Source organism: Pseudarthrobacter sp. GA104 (assembly GCF_009741265.1).
GTDB lineage: Bacteria > Actinomycetota > Actinomycetes > Actinomycetales > Micrococcaceae > Arthrobacter.
On the sequence record NZ_WOWL01000001.1, the window covers coordinates 3,023,783 to 3,045,863 of the forward strand.

The window sequence follows — 22,081 nt, forward strand, 5'->3', positions numbered from 1 at the left end:
GTGCTGCTGCGCGATGTGCCAGGCGTCCGGGCCGCCCCATGGACGGCTTGTCCGGAATGCTTGACACCTACTCCAGTTCAAGAGTACTTTGAATCGTAACAATGAAACGATTCAAAGTTTCCGCGAGTTCAGGAGGGTCCAACATGAGGGTGTGTTTCCGCTCCTCGATACAGCCAGCGCTGATTGACGAATACCGGCGGCGGCATGCGGCCGTGTGGCCGGAGATGCTGCGCGCCCTCAAGGCCGCGGGCTGGAACAACTACTCCCTGTTCCTGGCCGGGGACGGGCTCCTGGTTGGCTACGTGGAATGCGACGATTTCGATGCCGCCCGCGCCCGCATGGCCCTGACCGAGGTCAACGCCCGGTGGCAGGCGGAAATGGCAGCGCTTTTTGAAAACTCTGGCCAGGCTCCCGATGAAGGGTTCCAGGTCCTGGAGGAAGTCTTCAACCTTGACAGCCAGCTGGCCGCGGCACAGGCCTCCACCTCCTAAAGCCGGCGGGCCGGCAAACAACAGGCTCCAGCAGCGGGGCGGCATCCAGCAGACCAACAGCATCACAAGACACCGGAAAGAACCATCATGAATGACGTAGCAACGGCGCTGGGCAGGCTCGGGGAGCTTGCCATCGAGGTCCCTTCGTGGGCTTATGGAAATTCGGGTACGCGGTTCAGGGTGTTCGGCACGCCCGGCACCCCGCGCACTGTGCAGGAGAAGCTGGCGGACGCCGCGAAGGTCCATGAACTGACCGGCCTGGCGCCCACGGTGGCGCTGCACATCCCGTGGGACAAGGTGGATGACTACTCGGCTTTGAAGGAGTACGCGGCGGGTCTGGGTGTTGGCCTGGGCACCATCAATTCCAACACGTTCCAGGATGATGAGTACAAGTTCGGTTCGCTGACCTCGTCCAATGAGTCCGTGCGCCGCCGGGCCATCGACCACCACCTGGACTGCATCGGGATCATGCACGCCACGGGTTCCAAGGACCTGAAGATCTGGCTGGCGGACGGCACCAACTACCCGGGCCAGGACGATATGCGTGGCCGCCAGGACCGCCTGGCGGAGTCCCTGCAGGAGATCTACGCGGCCCTCGGGGACGGGCAGCGCCTGGTGCTGGAGTACAAGTTCTTCGAGCCGGCTTTCTATCACACCGATGTTCCGGACTGGGGCACCTCTTACGCCCAGACCCTCGCGCTCGGGGAGAAGGCGTTTGTGTGCCTGGACACCGGCCACCACGCCCCGGGCACCAATATCGAGTTCATCGTGATGCAACTGCTGCGCCTGGGCAAGCTTGGCTCGTTCGACTTCAACTCCCGCTTCTACGCGGATGATGACCTGATCGTGGGCGCGGCGGACCCGTTCCAGCTGTTCCGCATCATGCATGAGGTGATCAGCGGCGGCGGGTTCGGCAAGGACTCTGGAGTTGCGCTGATGCTGGACCAGTGCCACAACCTGGAGGAGAAGATCCCGGGCCAGATCCGCTCGGTCCTGAACGTCCAGGAAATGACCGCCCGCGCCCTGCTCGTGGACACCGAGGCCCTGGCCGAGGCCCAGCGTGCCGGAGATGTGCTGGCCGCCAACGGCATCTTCAATGATGCGTTCTACACCGACGTCCGGCCGGTCCTGGCCGAGTGGCGTGAATCCCGCGGCCTGCCCGCGGACCCGCTGGCCGCGTTCAAGGCCAGCGGTTACCAGAAGAAGATCAACGAGGACCGCGTGGGCGGCCAGCAAGCCGGATGGGGCGCCTGAAAGGCATGAACATGCAGAACACAGCCAAGACTGTTGAAGACCTGATTTCCCGTTCGAACCGCCTGGGTGCGGATAAGCGGAACACTAACTTTGCCGGGGGCAACACGTCGGCGAAGGGCACGGAGAAGGACCCGGTGACGGGTGAGGACGTCCAGCTGCTGTGGGTCAAGGGTTCCGGCGGGGACCTGGGTACTTTGAGGGCCGGGAACCTTGCGGTGCTGCGCCTTGACCGGCTGAACGCTTTGAAGAACGTGTACCCGGGCGTTGAGCGTGAAGACGAGATGGTGGCCGCGTTCGATTACTGCCTGCATGGCAAAGGCGGCGCGGCCCCATCGATTGACACGGCGATGCACGGGCTGGTGGATGCGGCGCACGTGGACCATCTGCACCCGGACTCCGGGATTGCCATTGCGACGGCGGCCGAGGGTGAGGCGCTGACGGCGAAGATTTTCGGGAACAAGGTGGTGTGGGTGCCATGGCGCCGTCCGGGATTCCAGCTGGGCCTGGACATCGCGGCGATCAAGGACGCAAACCCGCAGGCCATCGGCACTATCCTGGGCGGGCACGGCATCACCGCGTGGGGCGCCACCTCCGAAGAGGCGGAACAGAACTCGCTGTGGATCATCGACCAGGCCGAGAAGTACATCAGGGACAACGGCAAGGCCGAGCCGTTCGGTGCGAAGCTGCCCGGCTACGGCGCCCTGCCCGAGGCCGAGCGGCGCGCCAAAGCCGGGGCCCTGGCGCCGGTGATCCGCGGCCTGGCCTCCACGGACAAGCCGGTCCTGGGGCACTTCAGTGATGACGCCGTCGTGCTGGACTTCCTGGAAGCCGCCGGGCACCCGCGCCTGGGTGCGCTGGGCACGTCCTGCCCGGACCATTTCCTTCGGACCAAGGTCAAGCCGCTGATCCTGGACCTTCCGGCCGACGCCTCCATCGAGGATTCGATTGCCCGGCTGCAGGAGCTCCACGCCGGATACCGCGAGGACTACCAGGCCTACTACGACCGCCACGCGGATGCCGATTCGCCGGCGCTGCGCGGCGCCGACCCGGCCATCGTGCTGGTCCCCGGCGTGGGCATGTTCTCGTACGGCGCCAACAAGCAGACCGCCCGGGTGGCCGGCGAGTTCTACCTCAACGCGATCAACGTGATGCGAGGCGCCGAGGCCATCTCCAGCTACGCCCCGATCGAGGAATCCGAGAAGTTCCGGATCGAATACTGGGCGCTGGAGGAAGCCAAGCTGGCACGGATGCCCAAGCCCAAGTCCCACGCCACCCGGATCGCCCTGGTCACCGGCGCGGCGTCCGGGATCGGCAAGGCCATCGCCACCCGCCTCGCCGCCGAAGGCGCCTGCGTGGTCATCGCGGACCTCAACCTCGAGAACGCGCAGAAGGTGGCCGAAGAGCTTGGCGGGCCGGACGTTGCAGTCGGTGTCCAGGCCGACGTCACGGACGAGGCCCAGGTCGCCGCTGCCATCGACGCCGCGGTGCTGGCGTTCGGCGGGCTGGACCTGGTGGTCAACAACGCCGGCCTGTCCATCTCCAAGCCGCTGCTGGAAACCACCGAAAAGGACTGGGACCTGCAGCACAACGTGATGGCCAAGGGCTCCTTCCTGGTGGCAAAGGCCGCGGCAAAGGTCATGATCGCCCAGGGCATGGGCGGGGACATCATCTACATCTCCTCCAAGAACTCCGTGTTCGCCGGCCCGAACAACATCGCCTACTCCGCCACCAAGGCCGACCAGGCCCACCAGGTCCGCCTCCTCGCCGCGGAACTGGGCGAGCACGGCATCCGCGTCAACGGCATCAACCCCGACGGCGTGGTCCGCGGCTCCGGGATCTTCGCCGGCGGCTGGGGCGCCAAACGCGCCGCCGTTTACGGCGTGGACGAGACGGAACTGGGCAAGTACTACGCCCAGCGCACCCTGCTCAAACGCGAAGTCCTCCCCGAACACGTCGCCAACGCCGCCGCCGTCCTCACCGGCAGCGAACTGTCCCACACCACCGGCCTGCACATCCCCGTGGACGCCGGAGTGGCCGCAGCCTTCCTCCGATGAACACGCCTGTGTTTGCCGCCGTCGATATTGGCGCTTCCTCCGGCCGGGTCATCCTGGGCCGGATCGCAGGAAGCGGCGTGGAGCTGGAGGTGGTCCACCGTTTCTCCAACGGCGTGGTGGAGATCGACGGCGGCCTCCGCTGGGACTTCGACGCCCTCTTCGCGGAGGTGCTGAAGGGCCTGACGGCCGCGGCCACGGTTGCCGCCGTGCAGGGCGAGCGGATCCTCAGCATCGGCATCGACACCTGGGCTGTGGACTACGGCCTGGTCAACGCCGCGGGCGAGCTGACGGCTCCGCCGTTCAGCTACCGCGACGACCGCAGCCGCGCCGCCGTCGAACCCGTGCACCGGAAACTGGACCCCGCCCGCCTCTACGCCACCACCGGGCTGCAGTTCCTGCAGTTCAACACGATCTACCAGCTGGCCAGCGAACCGGACCTGGACGGGCTGCAGGCCCTGCTGATCCCGGACCTCATCGCGTTCCTGCTCACCGGGCAGCGGCGGACCGAGGCCACCAACGCCTCCACCACCGGCCTGTTCGATGCCGTGGCGGGGGAGTGGGCCACCGAGTTCTTCACCGCCCTGGGCCTGCGGAAGGACCTGTTCCCGCCGCTGATCCAGCCCGGTGAAGCGATAGGCACCCTGCTGCCGGAGATCGCCGCCCGGTCGGGACTGCCGCGGGATACAAAGGTGGTGGCGGTCGGCTCGCACGACACCGCATCCGCCGTCGCCGCAGTCCCCGCCAAAGCGGAAGACGGCGAGGAAAACTTCGCGTACATCTCCTCGGGAACCTGGTCCCTGGTGGGGCTGGAACTGAAACACCCCGTCCTCACCGAAGCCAGCCGCGCGGCGAACTTCACCAACGAACGGGGCGTGGACGGCACCATCCGGTACCTCCGGAACATGGGCGGGCTCTGGCTGCTCAGCGAATGCCAGCGGACCTGGGCACAGGAAGGGGTCCGTCCCGAACTGACGGCGCTGCTCACCGCGGCGGCCGCGCTGCCGGCCGGCGGGCCGCAGATCAACCCGGACGACCCCTACTTCATCGCCCCGGACCACATGCCCGAACGCATCCGGGGTGCCGTTCGCCGCACCGGAGAGGTGCTGCCCAACGATCCAGCAGCCATCACACGGTGCATCATGGACAGCCTCGCGGCCGGCTACGCCCGCACCATCCGCGACGCCGAACGCGTCGCCGACCGGATCGTCGACGTGGTGCACATCGTGGGCGGCGGTTCCCAGAACAGGCTGCTGTGCCAGCTCACGGCAGACGCCACGGGCAGGAAAGTGGTGGCAGGACCCGTGGAAGCCACCGCACTGGGCAATGTGCTGGTGCAGGCACGGGCGGCCGGTGCCGTCTGCGGCGGGCTGGCTGAGCTCCGCGCCCTGGTGGTGCAGGGCCATGACCTGCAGGCGTTCGCGCCGGAACTCTCGCGGCTGTAGCCTGACCGCACTGCGACACGTCAACACAGGACAGGATTCGATAACCATGCCGCTCTTCGATCTCCCGCTCGCCCAGCTCCGTACCTACACCTCGGACGTGACGCCGCCGGAGGACCTGCGCGAATTCTGGGACGCAACCATCGCGGAAGCACGGGAGTTCCCCCTGGACCCCGGCTTTGAACCCGTGGAGAACTACCTTTCCGTCATCGACACCTTCGACGTGACCTTTGCCGGCTACGGCGGCGCTCCGGTCAAGGGGTGGCTGCACCTCCCTGCGCACCGGGAACCCGATGCGGCGCTGCCCGTGGTGGTCCAGTACGTCGGATATTCCGGCGGCCGCGGGCTGGTCAACCAGGACACCCGGTGGGCGCAGGCCGGATACGCGCACTTCATCATGGACACCCGGGGCCAGGGCTACGGCGGCTCTCTGGGGGAGACGCCGGACCCGCACCCTTCCGCCGGGGACGTGGCCCACGCCGGCCTTATGACCCGCGGCATCGCCAACCGGGACGGTTATTACTACCGCCGGGTCTACGTGGACGCCTTCCGGGCCGTGGAAGCTGCCCGGTCCCACCCCGCCGTCGACCCGTCCCGCGTGGTGCTGGCCGGCGTCAGCCAGGGCGGCGGCATCGTTGTGGCCGTCGCCGGGCTGGTGGCCGGAAGGCTCGACGGCGTCATCGCCGCCCTGCCCGACGTCCCCTTCCTGCAGGACTTCCCCCGCGCCATCGACATCACCCCGCGCGGGCCGTACCCGGAGATAGCGCAGTTCCTGGCCCGGCACCGGGACCGGTACGACGCCGCCCTCGCGGTGCTGCGCTATTTCGACGGCGTCAACCTGGCACGCTGGGCAACCGCGCCGGCGCTGTATTCGGCGGCGCAGATGGATGACATCTGCCCGCCCTCCACTGTTTTTGCCAGTTTCAACGCGTACGGATGCGGGACGCCCGGCGTTCCGGCCACCGGTGCTGCGAAAGAGATCGAGGTGTACCGGTTCAACAACCACGAGGGCGGCCAGGAGCACCACTGGATCAGGCAGCTGCTGTTCCTCCGGAAGCTGCTGGGGTAGGCCGCCCGTCCCGCGATGCGGCGTAACACTTTGCGGGGGCAACAGGTTGCGGTTATGGTTCAAGGCATGACAAACCGTTGGTATGCGTATTTTTCGTTGGCTCTGGAGGGGCCCGCGTCTAACTGACACGCATCCAACTTTCCTTCAGAGCCAACAGGGCAGAGATTATTCTCTGCCCTTCGCCGTTTCTCCGGCGGGTTCTGATCCGGGCCCGCTTCCCATCTGGAACAGGACCCGAACATGAGCACCGCAACAGCAGAAGCATCCGCCACAGCCCAGACCGCCACCGGCGCCGAAGCCGCAAAATCGACGTCCAACCTGCGTGTCAGCGAATTCACCGCGCTGCCCACGCCCCAGGAAGTCATCGCGGAACTGCCGCTGGACGCACGGGCGGCGGACGTCGTCGAACGCGGACGCGACGAAGTCCGCGCCATCATGGACGGTGTGGACGACCGCCTGCTGGTGATCGTGGGACCCTGCTCCATCCATGATCCGAAGGCGGGACTGGAGTACGCGCGGCGGCTGGTCAGCCAGGCCGAGAAGCACCGGGAAGACCTGCTCATCGTCATGCGGACCTACTTCGAGAAGCCCCGCACCACGGTGGGCTGGAAGGGCCTGATCAACGACCCGCGGCTGGACGGCAGCCACGACATGGTCACCGGCCTGCGGACCGCGCGGCGCTTCCTGCAGCAGGTCACCGCGCTGGGGCTGCCCACGGCCACGGAATTCCTCGAGCCGATCAGCCCGCAGTACATGGCGGATTTGATTTCCTGGGGCGCCATCGGGGCCCGCACCACCGAAAGCCAGATCCACCGGCAGCTTGCCTCGGGCCTGTCCATGCCCATCGGCTTCAAGAACGGGACCGACGGCGACCTCCAGGTAGCCATCGACGCCTGCGGCGCGGCGGCGGCCGCCCAGGCCTTCCTCGGCATTGATGGCGACGGCCGGGCCGCGCTGGTGTCCACCGCCGGAAACCCGGACGCCCATGTCATCCTCCGCGGCGGGCGCAAGGGACCGAACTACTCTGCCGCCGACGTGGAGGCTGCCTCGGCAAAGCTGGCAGGCAAGCAGCTGAACCCCCGCCTCATCGTCGACGCCAGCCACGCCAACAGCGGCAAGAGCCACCACCGCCAGGCCGAAGTGGCCATGGAGATCGGCGCCCAGCTGGAAGACGGCGGCACTTCGGCCCAGGCGATTGCCGGTGTCATGCTGGAAAGCTTCCTGGTGGGCGGCGCACAGAACCTCGATGTTGCCGGGCACGCCGCGGGACGACCGGAGCTGGTGTACGGGCAGAGCGTCACGGACGCCTGCATGGAGTGGGATGTTTCGGTCTCTGTCCTGGACCAGCTGGCCGCCTCCGCCCGCAAGCGGAGGGAGTCGGCTCTCACTAAATAGGGGATGAAATAGGGGACCGTACTACTTTCACTTCTGCCACAGGAACATCTAGAGTATCTAGATAGGTGGTTGGTGGATGGCTCAGCATCGGAACACCGCATTGGCATGAACATGGGGTCACTGTTGTCCATCCGTCAGCAAAGGAATATGGGAAATGTCGCCAGAACAGAACTTCTCAAACGCGAAGTTCCTCACCGTGGCTGAAGTCGCCCAGGTTATGCGGGTCTCCAAGATGACCGTGTACCGGCTGGTCCACTCCGGCGAAATGCCGGCAGTGCGCTTCGGACGCTCCTACCGCGTCCCGGAGCAGGCGGTGGAGCAGTACCTCAAAGGTGCTGTGGTGGACGGCCACACCGAGACCGCCTGACAAGCTTGTCCATAGCCGCCTCCCGGAAGCGGTACCCTGTTAAGGAACGTTTTACGTCATTGTAAGAATCTGTCAGTTGTTCAGTTCGTAGCTCTGTCCACGAACCTTTTCCATCAGACAGGTACTGCATCTAGTTTGTGAGGAACTTTCGTGGGTTCAGTTATTAAGAAGCGTCGCAAGCGTATGGCCAAGAAGAAGCACCGCAAGTTGCTTCGCAAGACCCGTCACCAGCGCCGCAACAAGAAGTAGCAATACTTCGAACTGCGTGGAAATGCCCGCCGCCTTCCGAGGTGGCGGGCATTTCTGTTGGCGCTGCCTAGACGCGGGGGCCCCGGATGCGGGCGAACCCCTTCCAGAGGCCGTAGACGGCGCCGCAGGCCGTTGCCGCTTTGAGCCCGAGCGTGGCTGCGCGGCGGCCTGCGCGGAAGTCGTAGACGGGCCAGTTGTTGTCCCGGGCGTGCCGGCGCAGGCGGGCGTCCGGGTTAATGGCCACGGGGTGGCCCACCAGGGTCAGCAGGGGGATGTCGTTGTAGGAGTCGCTGTAGGCCCAGCAGCGCATCAGGTCCAACTCCTCGGCGTCGGCAATAGCCCGGACGGCAACGGCCTTGGCGGAGCCATGCAGGATGTCCCCCACCAGCCGGCCCGTGTACATGCCGTCATGTATTTCGCCCACCGTTCCCAGGGCCCCGGTCAGTCCCAGCCGGGTGGAAATCACGGTGGCCACTTCGATGGGCGTGGCAGTCACCAGCCACACCCGGCGGCCAACCCGCAGGTGCTGCTCCGCCAAGGCCTTGGCGCCGGGCCAGATCCTCGAGGCGATCATCTCGTCGTAGACCTCTTCGCCCAAGGCCTTTACGTCGTCGACCGTGATCCCGGCGGCCAGGGTCAGGGCGGAGTCGCGCACCGCATGGACGTCGTCGATGTTCTCGCCGCGGGCCACGAACTTGAACTGCTTCCAGGCAAAGCCGGCAGCCTGGGTCATGGTGAAGGCGCCGCGCTGGTGCATCTTCCGTGCAACGTGGAAGAGGCTGGCGCCGCGCATCAGGGTGTTGTCCACATCGAAGAACGCCGCCTCGCCGGGCTGCGGCGCAGCAACCGGCTTGGTGACTACGGCGACGTATTTCTCAACGGGCATGCAGTTGAGTCTAGTCAATCCACTCTTCATTCCACTGCGGTGTCACGCCGGACGTCGCCGCGCCCGGGCAACGGGGATACCGTTAAGGCATGGCCTCACCGCGCGTCCTCCTCATCACCAAAGCAGACTGCCACCTTTGCGAAGACGCGCGCGACGCCGTCGGGCGGGTTACCGCATCGCTGGGACTTGAGTGGGACGAGGAGTTGGTGGACCACCAGCCGGAACTCCGTGAACGCTATGCGGAAGAAATCCCCGTGGTGCTGGTGGACGGGGTGCAGCGCGATTTCTGGAAGATCGACGAAGCCCGCCTTGAACGCGTGCTCCGGCAGGCAATGGCGCAGTAGGGAGCAGCACCTTGTGATGATGCGGACATCGGCGTCACCTGCTTTGTTGGCAATGCTGATGGGGCTCTAGAGTGGTGTCACAACGCAATGCGAGGGAGGAGCTGGTGGCTTCGCTGGATTCAACTCCCCAGGCTGTCCCGGACCTGCCGGGAGCCACGGGCACGGCGGGTAAACAGATTCCGCCCGCTGCGGTGGCACGGCTGACCCTCTACCTGCGCGCCCTCAACACCCTGCTCTCCGAGGGGGTGGAGCGGGTCTCCTCAGAATCCCTCGCCGAGGCCTCGGGCGTCAGCTCCGCAACCCTGCGCAAAGACCTCTCCCACGTTGGTTCGTATGGAACCCGCGGTGTGGGCTACGAGGTGCAGTACTTGAGCCGGCACATCGCGGCCGCCCTGGGACTTACGCACGACTGGAAAGTGGCGATCGTGGGGGCCGGCAACCTGGGCAAGGCCCTGGCCCGGTACGGCGGCTTTGAATCCCGCGGCTTCGACGTAGTTGCCATTTTTGACGCGGACCAGATGGTGGTGGGCAACGAAGTGGGCTGGCTGCGGGTCAGCGACGTGGCCGACCTGGAAGCGGTGTTGCACCGGACCGGGGCCAACATGGTGGTGCTGGCACTGCCGGCCGCCGTGGCCCAGGATGTTTGCGACCGCGTGGTGGCGGCCGGCGTCCGCAGCGTCCTGAGTTTCGCCCCCGTGATGCTCCAGGTGCCGGAGGGGGTCAACCTCCGCAAGGTGGACATGGCAACGGAGCTGCAGATCCTTGCCTACCACGCACAGCGGGCGCAGGCCCCGGGCCAGACCGCCTAGGTTCCTTCGCGGTTCCGGCTGCTTTTTCGGGACCCACGCCCGCAGGGTGGTTGGTGCCTGGACTACCGGCCGTACGGGTTGCCCATGTTGCCGCCGTACGGATTGGCGAACGGCTGCTGCCGCCGGAAATACGGAGCGGCACCAGGCAGGTAGAGCAGCACAATGGCCGCGATCCCCAACAACGTGCCGATGGTCGCGAAACTGGGAGGGCCGAAGAGGCCCAGGACGGAAAGTGCCGCGAAGACGGTGCCCAGGATGCGTGCCCAGTTCTTGCCCTTGCGGACAAAGAATGCCACCAACAAGTACAGGGCCAGACCGATGATGGTGAAAACCACCAGGGTGCCGGCGATGACACCCTTCATATCCTCGTACGTGACTCCGGCGCCGGTGCCCTGGACCTGGCTGTCGAAGACATCGCGGAACCGGGGATCATCCAGCGTGGTGAGGCCGGCAAGCGCGGAGGCAACGAAGATGGCGGCAGAGGCGATCAGCAACCAGAACGAAATGTTGACCAGCTGGGGAACGCCCGTGCTTCCGGACGGCTGCGGCTGCTCCGACGGGTACTGCGCGTAGGGTGACTGCCCGTACGGCTGCTGCCCGTAGCCCGGAGCCGCCGGCGGGTTCTGGCCGTACTGCGGCGCGTTTTGCCCGTACTGGGGCGCGTTTTGCCCGTACTGGGGCGCGCCGGACTGCTGGCCGTACTGCGGGGCGCCGGACTGCTGCCCGTACTGGGGTGCGTTCTGGCCGTACTGCGGGGCGCCGGACTGGGGTGCGTTCTGGCCGTAGCGGGGACCCTGCGTGCCAGGCTCGGAGCCGGACTCGGGATCGTTTGGAACGGGAGGCGGGACAGGGGGAGTACTCATGGGCGTTCCTTTTGCATGTCGGGTTCCAGGTAGGCTGCCGGGAATGGTCCTGTGCCCTACCCCCAGCATGGCTTAAGTCCACCGTACTCCGGGGCGGGCGGCTTGTGGGTCATTCGGAAGAGGTATTCCCGCGCCGTCCTGCTGCGGCAAAGAAGGCCTGCGAACGGGGCAGCCAGAGAAGGACGGTGGCGGCCAGGCTGATGAGGAAGGCAGCCCAGTTGCCAGCCTGGCCCACCCCCATGGCCCCGTTGGCGACGGCCAGGACCAGGGTGATGCCGGTGAGTGCCGTCAGGCCCAGCCGTGCCCGGTGCTTCCCCTCTTTCATGGCGAGGGCGAACACGATCTGGGCCGCCCCCACGCTGGCCGCCAGCAGCATGAGCAGCAGCACCTGGGTTGCGGCTCCCGGCGCAGCAGCGAAGAGCACCAGGGAGGCCAGCATGCCGAGGAGTCCCCCCAGCAGGCCCAGGATGCCGCCCACGAACCAGATCCAGAACGAAACCTTGAGTTCGGTGGGAAGGGCCGCCACCCCGAAGATCCGGGCGAAACCGGTCCGGGGCGCGCTGGGAGAGTTGCTCATGGCCCTCACTGTAAACCCCTCCGGCGAGGGGGAGTGGAGTCGGGAGTTAAAAGGAGGCACCCCGGCACCGGACTGCGGACGTCCAGTGCCGGGGTGCCGGCGGGAACGGCGATTACGCTGCGGGAGCGATGAAAGCCAGTTCCAGGTTGATGGCCACCTTGTCGCTCACCAGGACGCCGCCGGTCTCCAGGACAGCGTTCCAGGTCAGGCCGAAGTCCTTGCGGCTGATGGTGGTCTCAGCGGAAACGCCGGCGCGGGTGTTGCCGAACGGGTCCACGGCCACGCCGTTGAACTCGGTGTCCAGCGTGACGGGGCGGGTGACGCCCTTGATGGTCAGGTCCCCGGTCAGCTCGTAGCTGTTGCCCTTGGCCACCAGGCCGTTGGAGACGAAGGAGATCTCGGGGAACTTCTCCACGTCGAAGAAGTCCTCGCCCTTGACGTGGCCGTCGCGGTTGGCATCGCCGGAATCGAAGCTGGCCGTGTTGATGGTGGCGTTGATCTTCGCGCCGGCCACATCCTCAGGGAGGTCCAGGGTTGCTGCGGCTTCCTTGAACTGGCCGCGGACCTTGCTGATGCCCGCGTGGCGGACGGTGAAGCCGATCTCGCTGTGGGAGTTGTCCAGGGTCCAGGTGCCGGTGGTGACGTCTGCGGGAAGTGCCATGATTTTGCTCCTTGTGTGTGCTGTGAGGGTTCTGCTATTGAAGCTTCATCTGTTGAAGTATCAACTAACTGCTGCATCCAGTATAAACATGCATTTGCATGTTTCATTCCCATCTTCGGAACATTTCTTCAAAAACTTCAGTTCTACTCTGTGTAGAAGATTTCGGATCGCACGCCATCTTTGAGAAACTGGTAAACATGCCCCAAGCCACTGTCCATTTGCTCCGCCACGGCGAGGTCCACAACCCTGACGGCGTTCTGTACGGAAGGCTGCCCGAATTCCACCTCTCCGAGCTGGGGCAGGAGATGGCGCGCATGCTCGCCGAGCACTTCCGCCGCCGCGCCGCAGCCGGCGCCCGCATCACCTACCTGGCAGCGTCGCCGCTGGACCGTGCGCAGGAGACTGCACGGCCGACGTCGGACGCCCTGCACCTGGAAATCCACACGGACGAGCGGATCATCGAGGCGGAGAACTACTTCGAGGGCATGAAGGTCACCAAGGCGGAGCTTCGCCGGCCCAAGCACTGGCCCAGGCTGGTCAACCCGCTGCGGCCTTCGTGGGGCGAGCCCTACAGGAACCAGGCCTCCCGGGTGATGGAAGCGGTGCAGGATGCACGGCTGCGCGCCATCGAACTGGCAGCCGGGGACTTCGGAACGGACGGGCCTGAAGCGATCATGGTCAGCCACCAGCTCCCCATCTGGGCCACCAGGCTGAGCGCCGAGGGCAGGCCCCTGTGGCACGACCCCCGGAAGCGTGAATGCACGCTGACATCCATCACGTCGCTTGTGTTCGACGACGGCGGCGCGCTCCTGCGCGTGCAGTACAGCGAACCGGCGGCTTCCCTACTTCCGGGTGCGGCAAGCACCCCTGGAGCCTAGTAGTGACCGACGGTAATGAAAGGAACGGGCTGCCCCCTGCGCCCGTCACCTCCCGCCGCAGCCTGCTTGCTGCCGGCGGCCTCGCCCTGACCGCCCTGGCCCTGGGGCTGACCGGCTGTGCGCAGGAGGACGCCCTGGCGCAGCAGGCCAAAGCGGGGGACAACAAGAACTATGTGGCCGGGGACGGGTCCGTCACGGAGTTCGCCGCCGGAGACCGCAAGTCCGCCATCCAGGTCAACGGCACCCTGTTCAACGGCACCGCGGTTGCGCCCGCCGACTTCCAGGGCAAAGTGACAGTCCTGAACTTCTGGTTCGCGGCCTGCGCCCCCTGCCGGGTGGAAGCCCCCATCCTGGAAGAGCTCCACCAGGAATTCAAGGACCAGGGCGTGCAGTTCTACGGCGTCAACCTCCGGGACGAGAAAGCCACGGCAGAGGCGTTCGAGAAAAACTTCAACCTGACCTACCCGAGCTTCGACGACAAGGACGGCGGCGTCCTCCTGGCCGTCTCCGGGCTGGTTCCGCCCGGCGCGGTTCCCACCACCCTGGTGCTGGACAAGCAGGGCCGCGTGGCCTCCCGTGTCCTGGGCGAAGTCCAAAAGGGCACCCTGAAGGCCCTCATCGCTGCCGCCGTGGCAGAGTAGCGGCGGCCCGGACCGTGAACAGCCCCTTCGCCGAAGCCATCCTGAACGGCTCGCTCCTCCTTGCCATTCCCGTGGCACTGCTGGCCGGACTGGTTTCCTTCCTCTCGCCCTGCGTCCTGCCCTTGGTTCCCGGGTACCTGGGTTACGTCACCGGGCTGAGCGGCGTGGACCTGGAAAAGCAGAAGCGCGGCCGGATGCTGCTGGGCATTGGACTGTTCGTGCTCGGCTTCTCCGTGATCTTCGTCCTGCTGGGCGGTGCCTTCGGCCAGCTGGGAACCCTCATCACTGGCACGCAGAATGCCTGGATCACCCAACTCCTGGGCATCCTGGTGATCGTCATGGGCGTGGTGTTCATGGGCGGCTTCAGCTGGCTGCAGCGCGACGCCAAGATCCACGCCAAGCCGCCGGCCGGGCTCTGGGGCGCGCCGCTGCTGGGCCTGACCTTCGGGCTGGGCTGGGCGCCGTGCATCGGCCCCACCTACTCCGCCGTCCAGCTGCTGAGCCTCTCCGGCGGCTCCTCCGCCGCCAAGGGCGCCTTCCTGGCCTTTGTCTACAGCCTGGGCCTGGGCATTCCCTTCCTGCTGATCGCTTTGGCACTCCGCCGCGGCATGGGTGTGATGGCGTTCTTCCGCAAGCACCGCCTGGCCATCCAGCGCACCGGCGGGGGCATCCTGGTGGTGCTGGGCCTGCTGATGGCCAGCGGCGTCTGGGGCGCCTGGGTGACCGAACTCCAGTACTGGTTCCAAACCGATGTGAAGTTGCCGATCTGATGAGCGAGCGCGTGAACGTAGACAAGAAATCTTCCGCCCCGGTCACTGGCGCCGGTGCGCCAGGTTCCAAGGCGGACGCCGCGCTGCCGGCCCTGGGCCCCAAAGAGATGCTGCGCTGGGCGTGGACCCAGCTGACCAGCATGCGCACGGCGCTTTTCCTGCTGCTGCTCCTGGCCGTCGCGGCCGTGCCGGGCTCGCTGTTCCCGCAGCGCCCGGCCAATCCCGCCGTCGTCACCCAGTACATCAAGGACAACCCGGACTACGGAAAGCTGCTGGACACCCTGCAGCTGTACGATGTCTACTCTTCGGCCTGGTTCTCGGCCATCTACCTGCTGCTGTTCATCTCGCTGATCGGCTGCGTGGTGCCCCGCGCCATTGCCCACTACAGGGCCATGCGGTCCCAGCCGCCGCGGACCCCCAAACGCCTGTCCCGCCTTCCCGAGTACGGCACCCTGGTCATACCGGCCGACGCCGGGATTCCGGCGCCCGCGGCCATCCACAGTGCCGCCGTGCTGCTGAGGAAGCGCGGCTACCGCGTTGAAGTGAGGGACGACGACGGCGCGCGGCCGTCTTTGGGCGCCGAGCGCGGCTTCCTGAAGGAAGTGGGAAACCTTGTCTTCCACACTTCCCTCATTGGCGTGCTGGTGTCCGTGGCCGCCGGCGGCCTGTTCGGCTACAGCGGCCAGCGCATCCTGGTGGAGGGCGACACCTTCGTGAACACCCTGGTGGGCTATGACCAGTTCAACCCCGGCACCAACTTCCAGTCCAGCCAGCTGCAGCCCTACTCCATCCAGCTGGACAAGTTCGACATCACCTTCGACCGCGAATCCCGGGGCAAGTTCGGCCAGCCCATCGATTTCTCCGCCGCCGTCACCACCAAGGAAAACCCGGACGCACCCGCGCGCCAGGAAACCCTGAAGGTCAACGATCCCATCACCCTCGGCGGCACCAGCATCTACCTGACCGGCAACGGCTACGCTCCCGTGGTGACCATCCGGGACGGCGCCGGCAACGTGGCCATGCAGGGACCCGTGGTGGCCAAGCTGCAGGGGGACAACTACTACTCCTCCGTGGTGATCAAGGTTCCCGACGCCAAGCCAGACCAGCTGGGGTTCGCGGGCTTCTTCCTGCCCACCGCCTTCGTCTCCAACGAGGGGGTCTCCTTCAGCGGGGACCCGGAACTGTTCAACCCGCAGCTGACGCTCAACTCCTACTACGGGGATCTCGGCCTGGATGACGGGGCTCCGCAGAACGTCTTCGAACTGGACGTCAAGGACCTCACACCGCTGAACGCACGGAACCTGGACGCCGGCGGCATTACCCTGGCCCCCGGGACCAGCTACACGCTGCCGGACGGTAAAGGCACCATCAGCTTCGACGGCGTCAAGCGCTACATCGGCGTGGACATCCACCACAATCCCGGGCAGGCCTACGCCCTGGTGTTTGCGCTCCTGGCCGTGGCCGGACTGATCCTCTCGCTTTACGTCAACCGCCGCCGGGTGTGGATCCGCACGGGCACCCACGAGGACGGCCGCACCATGGTTGAGTACGGACTCCTGGCCCGCGGCGAGGACCACCGGCTTGCTGCCGAAGCCGCTGCCCTCCGTCAGCTGCTCGGCGGTGAGTGGCAGCTGGACCCCGGGCCGGACACTGCACAGCCGGGGGATTCCCAGCAAACACCCAGCAGCGTGCGCGAGAATAGCGCCGGCGCTGCCGCAACCGCAGGCCCAGCCACCACCCCAGCCGGCCCCCCAGGGCCCGAAAAGGACCAGTAATGCCGTTTGGAATCAACGAAACCATGGGCCAGTACAGCGAGCTGTTCATGCTCCTGGCGGCCGGCACATACACGGTGGCCTTCATCGCTTTCGCCTGGGACCTGGCCAAGAGCAGCAAGGCCCTGCGCGCCATCGACCTGAAGGCTGCGCAGGCCGGCCTCGACGGCCACGCCCGGGAGGCAGCCAAGGTTCCGGTGGCGGCCGGGGCGGGGGAGCGCGCTGAAACGCACCTGGCGGGGCCTGCCGGCAGGGCCGAGCGGCCGTCGTCGTCCACTGCCAGGACCGCAGGGGCAGGGGCCGGAGGCGTGGCCACCGCCGACGCTGACATGCGGTACGCCGCTGAACGCCGCGCCCCCGCCCGGGTAGCCGTGGCCCTGACCGTCCTCGGCGCACTGATCCATGGTGCCGGTGTCGTGACCCGGGCGCTGGGTGCGGGACGCGTGCCCTGGGGCAACATGTACGAATTCCTCACCACCGGCGCCTTCGTGGCGGTGGCGGTGTTCCTGCTGGTCCTGGTCCGCCGCGACCTCCGCTTCCTGGGTACCTTCGTGGTGGGCCTGGCCATCATCATGCTGGTAGCCGCGTCCGTGGCCTACTGGACCCCGGTGGGCCACCTGGTTCCCGCCCTGCAGAGCTACTGGCTGATCATCCACGTGTCCATCGCCGTACTGTCCTCCGCGCTGTTCACCCTGACATTCGCCATGTCCGCGCTCCAGCTGGTCCAATCGCACCGGCAGAAATCGGTGGCTGCCGGTGGCGCTGACAAGCTCGGCTTCATGCGCCTGGTGCCGTCCGCGCTGAGCCTGGAGAACCTGTCCTACCGCATCAATGCCATCGCTTTCATCGGCTGGACCTTCACCCTCATGTTCGGCGCCATCTGGGCCGAGAAGGCGTGGGGACGGTTCTGGGGCTGGGACACCAAGGAGGTGTGGACCTTCGTCATCTGGGTGGTCTACGCAGGCTACCTCCACGCGCGCGCAACGCGCGGGTGGACGGGCACGCGGGCTGCCTGGCTGTCGATTGTGGGCTACCTTTGCGTCATCTTCAATTTCACCATCGTGAACCAATTCTTCAACGGCCTCCACTCCTATTCAGGGCTCTGAGCAGGGGTTTCTTCCGGAGGCCAAGGCGCCGGGCAGGGAAATAACAATTCGTTTTAGCAATGGGGGTGTTCCCGGTCCGGCCGTAATGCTACCTTGGTGACGTTCGCCAGTGATGAAGCTTGCAGGCGAAACGACAGTATTCCCTGAGGTACCCCATGAGCTACGTTCTCGCCATTGATGTCGGGACCAGCTTCACCGCTGCTGCCGTTGCACGCTTCGATCACGGTACCTCCTCTTCTCCTGAGTGCCTCCCGCTGGGAATCCGCGGAACCTCAGTACCCTCTGTGCTGTTTTACCCGGAGGAAGGCCCCGTCCTGGTGGGGGAAGCCGCGGAACGCCGCGGGCTTGATTCCCCGGCCCGGGTGGTACGGGAATTCAAGCGCCGGATGGGCGACGCCGTGCCGATCTCCGTGGGCACGCTCTCCCTGCCCGCCGAGGACGTCTTCGCCACCATGGCCCGCTGGGTGGCCGCCCGCGCGGAGGAACGCGAGGGGGCGCCGCCGTCGGAGATCATCCTGACCCACCCGGCCGCCTGGGGGAGCCACCGCACCTCGCTCCTTAGGGAAGCCCTGGCCGCCAGGAGCCTGCAGAACGTTGCCCTGGTGACGGAACCGGAGGCCGCAGCCCTGCATTACGCCTCCCAGGTGCGCGTGGAAGAGGGAAGCACCATTGCCGTCTACGACCTTGGCGGCGGAACCTTCGACACGGCCGTCCTCCGGAAGGCCGGCAACAACCGGTTTGAGCTGCTGGGCCGCCCGGAAGGCATCGAAAACCTTGGGGGAGCCGACTTTGATGCGGCGGTCCTGCGCTACGTGGCCGGTAACACCGGCGGCATCCTCTCCAGCCTCGATACCTCCGATCCCGGGGCCCGCGCTGCGCTGGCGAGGCTGAAGCGCGAATGCGTGGAAGCCAAGGAGGCGCTCTCCGCGGACAGCGAAGCCAGCATCTCCGTCCTGCTGCCGGGATTCCACCAGCAGGTGCGCCTGGTCCGTTCCGAATTCGAGGCACTGATCAACGAGCCCATCCGGGACACGGTGGACGCGCTGGAACAGTCCCTGGCCAGCCTGAGGCTGGAACCGGCGGACCTTTCCGCCGTGCTGCTCATTGGCGGATCATCGAGGATCCCCCTGGTTGCGCAGGTGATCTCCGAACAGCTGGACCGGCCCATCGCCGTCGACGCTGATCCCAAGTCCTCCATTTGCCTCGGTGCTGCCGCCGCGGCTGTCCTGGCGCGCGAGGCAGCCGCCGCCGAGGTTGCGGCGCAGGCTGCCGCTGCGGCGGAAGCCGGCCGTGCCGCCGCGGCCCGTGATGCGGCCGCACCGGGTTACGCGCCCGGACGGCTGGCGAGCTGGTCGCGGAAGAGCACGACGGCGGCAGGCGCGATGGCTGGAATCGCAGCCCAGGGTGCCGGGCATGGCCAGCACGGACACCGGGGCGGCGCCCATGCGCCGAAACCTACGGTTCGGCTGACCGCCATCGCGGCAGCTGCGGCCGCGTTCACGGTCCTTTCGGCTACCGCTGCCCAGAGCCCCGAGGGCCTCAGCAGCCTGACATCCATCTTCACCCCCAAGGCGGACGCCGCCCCCGAGAAGGGTTCTTCCTTAGGCGGCTCGGGCGGCGGCGGGGCGGCAGCGGCCGGTGCCGGTGCGGAAGCGCAGGAACCTGCGAGGGGCATCGAAGCCAGTGCCAGCACGAAGGACTCCGCCCCGGGCGGCGCGGGCCTGGACGTGGCCGCCTCACCCACCAGCAGGCCGACGTCCAGCGCCGCCGCGGAGCAGGCTGCCGCGGACTCCGGCGAAACGGGCGCTCTTGACACCGGTACCGGTACAGCTGACTCCGCCGGAACCGGTGCCGGCGGAGTTACGGAGCCCGTCGGCACACCCACTGTCCCTGCCGGAACGGTTGATCCTGCGCCGGGTACAAGCGAACCAGTGCCGGTTGAGACGGGAACGGGGAGCCCTGTCCCCGTGGACCCGCCGCCGACGACTGAGGAGCCGCCCGCGACCGAGGAGCCTCCGCCAGTGACCGAGGAGCCCCCGCCAGCTACCGAGGAGCCTCCGCCCCCGGTGACGGAGGAGCCCACGCCGCCGGCAACCGAGGAGCCGCCGCCTTCCGCGCCCGAACCCACCGCGTCCACGGCCACGGAGTCCGCTCCGGCCACCGATCCGGCCACGGCCACGGAGGCCGCTCCGGCCACCGATCCGGCCACGGCCGCTGAACCGGCGGCTTGAGCATGACCGGGAATGAGATCCGGCCGGTGACCCTGTTGCCCGAGCTGAACCACCACGTGCAGGAGCCCGGTGCCGCAGAACAGATGGCCCGGCAGCTCAAAGGCGAGAACGCTGCCATGCGTGAACTGCTGCTGGCCCTTTCCGTCGGCTTCGTCCTGCCTGGACCACTGCCAGCGGACCTGCAGCGCAGACTTGACACTGGCGACGTGCAAAGCCTTGGCGCCCTTGTGGAACGGGCAGAAGCTGCAGGACTCCTGACGGCGGACGGGACCGTGGCGGGGCCGGCGCAGCAAGCCCTGCTTGCCGTCGTCCCCGCCGCCAAGGTCCATGCGCTTCAGCGGGAGCTCGTTACGGTGTACGCCAGGGACGGCGTGCCCCTCGGCGACGTCGCCCGCGAACTGGCGCGCGGAGGCCTGGCAGATTCCCGCGTGGCGGCTGAACTGGAGCATGCGGCCGACAAGGCTCTTGACCATGATCCTGCGCTGGCGTCCCAACTCTATGGGGAAGCCCTGCTGGCAGGGGCCGACGAAGCAGCGACCGCCGCCCGCCGCGCGCAGGCCGCAGCAGCGAACGGCGACCTGGACGCAGCTACGCGGATCATCGACTCGCTGCTCGTGTGCGACGATCCGCCGGACGTGCGCCGGGGCGTGGACGTGGCCGCAGCAGTCTGGGCCCAGCGAGGCATGCTGGCGCGGGCAGCGGACGTGTACAGCTGGCTGGGTGCCAGCCGGATTGGACCATCAGCCCCCCTCGCGGCAGTGGCCATGATCGGGTGCGGCAACCGGGCCGGCGCGGAAGCACTTTTCCAGCCGGCCGCGCCGCCCGCTTCTCCCACCCTCCTGGCTGCCACGCTGGTCGAGACAGGGAAGGGCATCTACGGATCAGTAAGCGCGGACCCGCAGCAGGCACTCCCCGTGCTGATCCATGCCTCGGACATGTTCAATGCGGCAAACGCGGCGCTTCCCCTTCCGGAGACGCCGGCCGCAATGGCTGCCCTCCTGGCACTGCACAGCGGAGAGCCGCGGCTGGCGGAAACCGTGTGCCGGTCTGCCACCGCTGCCGGCCAGGGCGGCAATGCCGCGAAGCCCAGGCTATTCCTGCTTCAGGCGTGGTCTGCCATGCAGCAGGACAAACTCGAGGATGCCCGGCTCGCGATCAACGAGGCCTCCAAAGCGAACCACTGGCCGCTCGTGCCCAGGGACGAGTTCCTGCGCGCAGCCCTGGAAGTTGGCCTGGCCAGGCGGAACGGCGACGTGCCGGAACTCATCATGGCGTGGGAGTGGGCCCGGGAAGCCATGCTGCACACGTCCGTGGACCTCTACAGCCTCCTGCCATGGGGCGAGCTCATGATCACGGCCGCCCGCCTCAGGGAGACCCGGCGGGTGGCGCACTACCTCACCGAAGCGTGGCAGCTTCTTGACCGGCTGGGCGATCCGCCGCTGTGGGCCGTTCCCTTCCACTGGGCGGCGGTCCAGGCAGCGTTGCTGAGCGAAGACCCCGCGGGCCTCGCGCCCCATGCGGCGGCGCTGGCACGGGCGGCGCGTGACAGCCACCTCGCCGCGGTGCTTGCCGCAGCGGGCAAAGCCTGGGTGTCGGTCCTGGCCGGGAGGATGACGCCCGCTGATGTGGAGGCCGCTGCCCGGGGCCTGGGCAGGGTGGGCATGCCCTGGGAGGGCGCCAGGCTGGCCGGGCATGCAGCGGCGCGGGCAGAGGAGCGTAAGGACATGGTGCGGCTGCTGTCCTGTGCCAGGGACCTGCATCCCCAGGTGAGCCCGGCAGTCAACGGCTCATCCGGCCCCGCGGCCCGCAGCACCCCTGCCGCCGCTGAGGCGGCCGGCAGCCTGCAGCCGGACGGTCCGGGGCTGAGCGAAAGGGAAAAGGAAGTGGCCCGTCTGGTGCTCGAGGGCAAGACGTACCGCGAGATCGGCGAGGCCATCTACATCTCCCCGCGGACCGCTGAACACCACATCGCCAGGATGCGCCGCCGCCTTGGCGCTGAAAACCGCTCCGACCTGCTGGCCCGGCTCCGCCTAGCCTTGGGCCCCGAGGACCCTATGCAGGAATAACCCCTAACGCCCTAACGGCACGGGGCCCGATTCCCCGGCGGAAAGCCATCCGGTAGGGGGAATCGGCCCGATGCCCGGTCCTTGGCCCGAACCATACGTTTGATGCAAGCCCGGTTACGACGCCGAGCGATCCGCAACTCAGAGAAGATTGAGGACAAA

Annotated in this window: 21 protein-coding genes; 17 read left to right on the plus strand and 4 right to left on the minus strand. The window is 67.1% G+C overall.

From position 1 onward, the window contains the following. Positions 1-143: 143 nt before the first annotated feature. The 8 genes from GK109_RS13755 (at position 144) to GK109_RS13790 (ending at position 8,318) form a co-directional block, all read left to right on the plus strand. Positions 144-491, plus strand: coding sequence for an L-rhamnose mutarotase (locus GK109_RS13755; RefSeq protein WP_157242947.1), 348 nt, complete (start codon positions 144-146; stop codon positions 489-491). A gap of 87 nt (positions 492-578) precedes the next feature. Further along, on the plus strand, positions 579-1,745 hold the full coding sequence (rhaI, locus tag GK109_RS13760; RefSeq protein ID WP_157241226.1) for an L-rhamnose isomerase: 1,167 nt from the start codon (positions 579-581) through the stop codon (positions 1,743-1,745). Positions 1,746-1,756: 11 nt separating this feature from the next. After that, entirely contained in the window at positions 1,757-3,799 is a 2,043-nt protein-coding gene (locus tag GK109_RS13765) for a bifunctional aldolase/short-chain dehydrogenase (RefSeq protein WP_157241228.1), read from the plus strand. After that, the gene (locus GK109_RS13770) at positions 3,796-5,241 is read left to right on the plus strand and encodes a rhamnulokinase family protein (RefSeq protein WP_157241230.1); all 1,446 of its coding nucleotides are present in this window, start codon (positions 3,796-3,798) and stop codon (positions 5,239-5,241) included. Before GK109_RS13765 ends, GK109_RS13770 begins: the two co-directional genes overlap by 4 nt. A 46-nt stretch (positions 5,242-5,287) precedes the next feature. Further along, positions 5,288-6,307 (plus strand): acetylxylan esterase, encoded by a 1,020-nt coding sequence (locus GK109_RS13775; RefSeq protein WP_157241231.1) that lies wholly within the window; start codon positions 5,288-5,290, stop codon positions 6,305-6,307. Between the two features lie 240 nt (positions 6,308-6,547). Then, positions 6,548-7,702, plus strand: a complete 1,155-nt coding sequence (locus GK109_RS13780; protein ID WP_157241233.1) for a 3-deoxy-7-phosphoheptulonate synthase — start codon at positions 6,548-6,550, stop codon at positions 7,700-7,702. Between the two features lie 154 nt (positions 7,703-7,856). Next, positions 7,857-8,069, plus strand: a complete 213-nt coding sequence (locus GK109_RS13785; protein WP_104998964.1) for a helix-turn-helix domain-containing protein — start codon at positions 7,857-7,859, stop codon at positions 8,067-8,069. A gap of 150 nt (positions 8,070-8,219) precedes the next feature. Continuing rightward, positions 8,220-8,318, plus strand: coding sequence for a 30S ribosomal protein bS22 (locus GK109_RS13790; RefSeq protein WP_003792170.1), 99 nt, complete (start codon positions 8,220-8,222; stop codon positions 8,316-8,318). 67 nt (positions 8,319-8,385) lie between these two features. Here GK109_RS13790 and GK109_RS13795 read toward each other — a convergent pair whose 3' ends face one another. After that, positions 8,386-9,204, minus strand: a complete 819-nt coding sequence (locus GK109_RS13795; RefSeq protein WP_157241235.1) for an HAD family phosphatase — start codon at positions 9,202-9,204, stop codon at positions 8,386-8,388. A gap of 89 nt (positions 9,205-9,293) precedes the next feature. Between GK109_RS13795 and GK109_RS13800 the strand changes: the two genes are divergently transcribed. Both GK109_RS13800 and GK109_RS13805 read left to right on the plus strand, forming a co-directional pair. Then, positions 9,294-9,548 (plus strand): glutaredoxin family protein, encoded by a 255-nt coding sequence (locus GK109_RS13800; protein WP_157241237.1) that lies wholly within the window; start codon positions 9,294-9,296, stop codon positions 9,546-9,548. Between the two features lie 104 nt (positions 9,549-9,652). After that, positions 9,653-10,357: a redox-sensing transcriptional repressor Rex gene (locus tag GK109_RS13805; protein WP_321214341.1), complete on the plus strand. Its 705-nt coding sequence runs from the start codon at positions 9,653-9,655 to the stop codon at positions 10,355-10,357. 62 nt (positions 10,358-10,419) lie between these two features. Here the strand turns inward: GK109_RS13805 and GK109_RS13810 are convergent, their stop codons facing one another. From GK109_RS13810 to GK109_RS13820, 3 genes are all read right to left on the minus strand, one after another. Then, positions 10,420-11,220 (minus strand): hypothetical protein, encoded by an 801-nt coding sequence (locus GK109_RS13810; RefSeq protein WP_157241239.1) that lies wholly within the window; start codon positions 11,218-11,220, stop codon positions 10,420-10,422. A gap of 109 nt (positions 11,221-11,329) precedes the next feature. Next, positions 11,330-11,797, minus strand: a complete 468-nt coding sequence (locus GK109_RS13815; protein WP_157241241.1) for a hypothetical protein — start codon at positions 11,795-11,797, stop codon at positions 11,330-11,332. 112 nt (positions 11,798-11,909) lie between these two features. Continuing rightward, positions 11,910-12,458 (minus strand): YceI family protein, encoded by a 549-nt coding sequence (locus tag GK109_RS13820; RefSeq protein ID WP_157241243.1) that lies wholly within the window; start codon positions 12,456-12,458, stop codon positions 11,910-11,912. A gap of 197 nt (positions 12,459-12,655) precedes the next feature. Here GK109_RS13820 and GK109_RS13825 point away from each other — a divergent pair, with 197 nt between their 5' ends. The 7 genes from GK109_RS13825 (at position 12,656) to GK109_RS13855 (ending at position 21,922) form a co-directional block, all read left to right on the plus strand. After that, positions 12,656-13,336, plus strand: coding sequence for a histidine phosphatase family protein (locus GK109_RS13825; protein WP_157241245.1), 681 nt, complete (start codon positions 12,656-12,658; stop codon positions 13,334-13,336). A 2-nt stretch (positions 13,337-13,338) separates the two neighbouring features. Further along, positions 13,339-13,977: a TlpA family protein disulfide reductase gene (locus GK109_RS13830; RefSeq protein WP_370460585.1), complete on the plus strand. Its 639-nt coding sequence runs from the start codon at positions 13,339-13,341 to the stop codon at positions 13,975-13,977. 14 nt (positions 13,978-13,991) lie between these two features. Then, positions 13,992-14,747 carry a cytochrome c biogenesis protein CcdA gene (locus tag GK109_RS13835; protein WP_321214338.1) on the plus strand — a complete coding sequence of 252 codons (756 nt, stop codon included), beginning with the start codon at positions 13,992-13,994 and terminating at the stop codon, positions 14,745-14,747. Continuing rightward, positions 14,747-16,522: a cytochrome c biogenesis protein ResB gene (locus tag GK109_RS13840; RefSeq protein ID WP_157241247.1), complete on the plus strand. Its 1,776-nt coding sequence runs from the start codon at positions 14,747-14,749 to the stop codon at positions 16,520-16,522. Before GK109_RS13835 ends, GK109_RS13840 begins: the two co-directional genes overlap by 1 nt. Further along, positions 16,522-17,625: a c-type cytochrome biogenesis protein CcsB gene (gene ccsB, locus GK109_RS13845; RefSeq protein WP_157241249.1), complete on the plus strand. Its 1,104-nt coding sequence runs from the start codon at positions 16,522-16,524 to the stop codon at positions 17,623-17,625. Before GK109_RS13840 ends, ccsB begins: the two co-directional genes overlap by 1 nt. Before the next feature lie 155 nt (positions 17,626-17,780). Next, positions 17,781-19,856, plus strand: a complete 2,076-nt coding sequence (locus GK109_RS13850; protein ID WP_157241250.1) for an Hsp70 family protein — start codon at positions 17,781-17,783, stop codon at positions 19,854-19,856. 2 nt (positions 19,857-19,858) lie between these two features. Beyond that, positions 19,859-21,922: a LuxR C-terminal-related transcriptional regulator gene (locus tag GK109_RS13855; protein WP_157241252.1), complete on the plus strand. Its 2,064-nt coding sequence runs from the start codon at positions 19,859-19,861 to the stop codon at positions 21,920-21,922. The last annotated feature ends 159 nt before the right edge of the window (positions 21,923-22,081 follow it).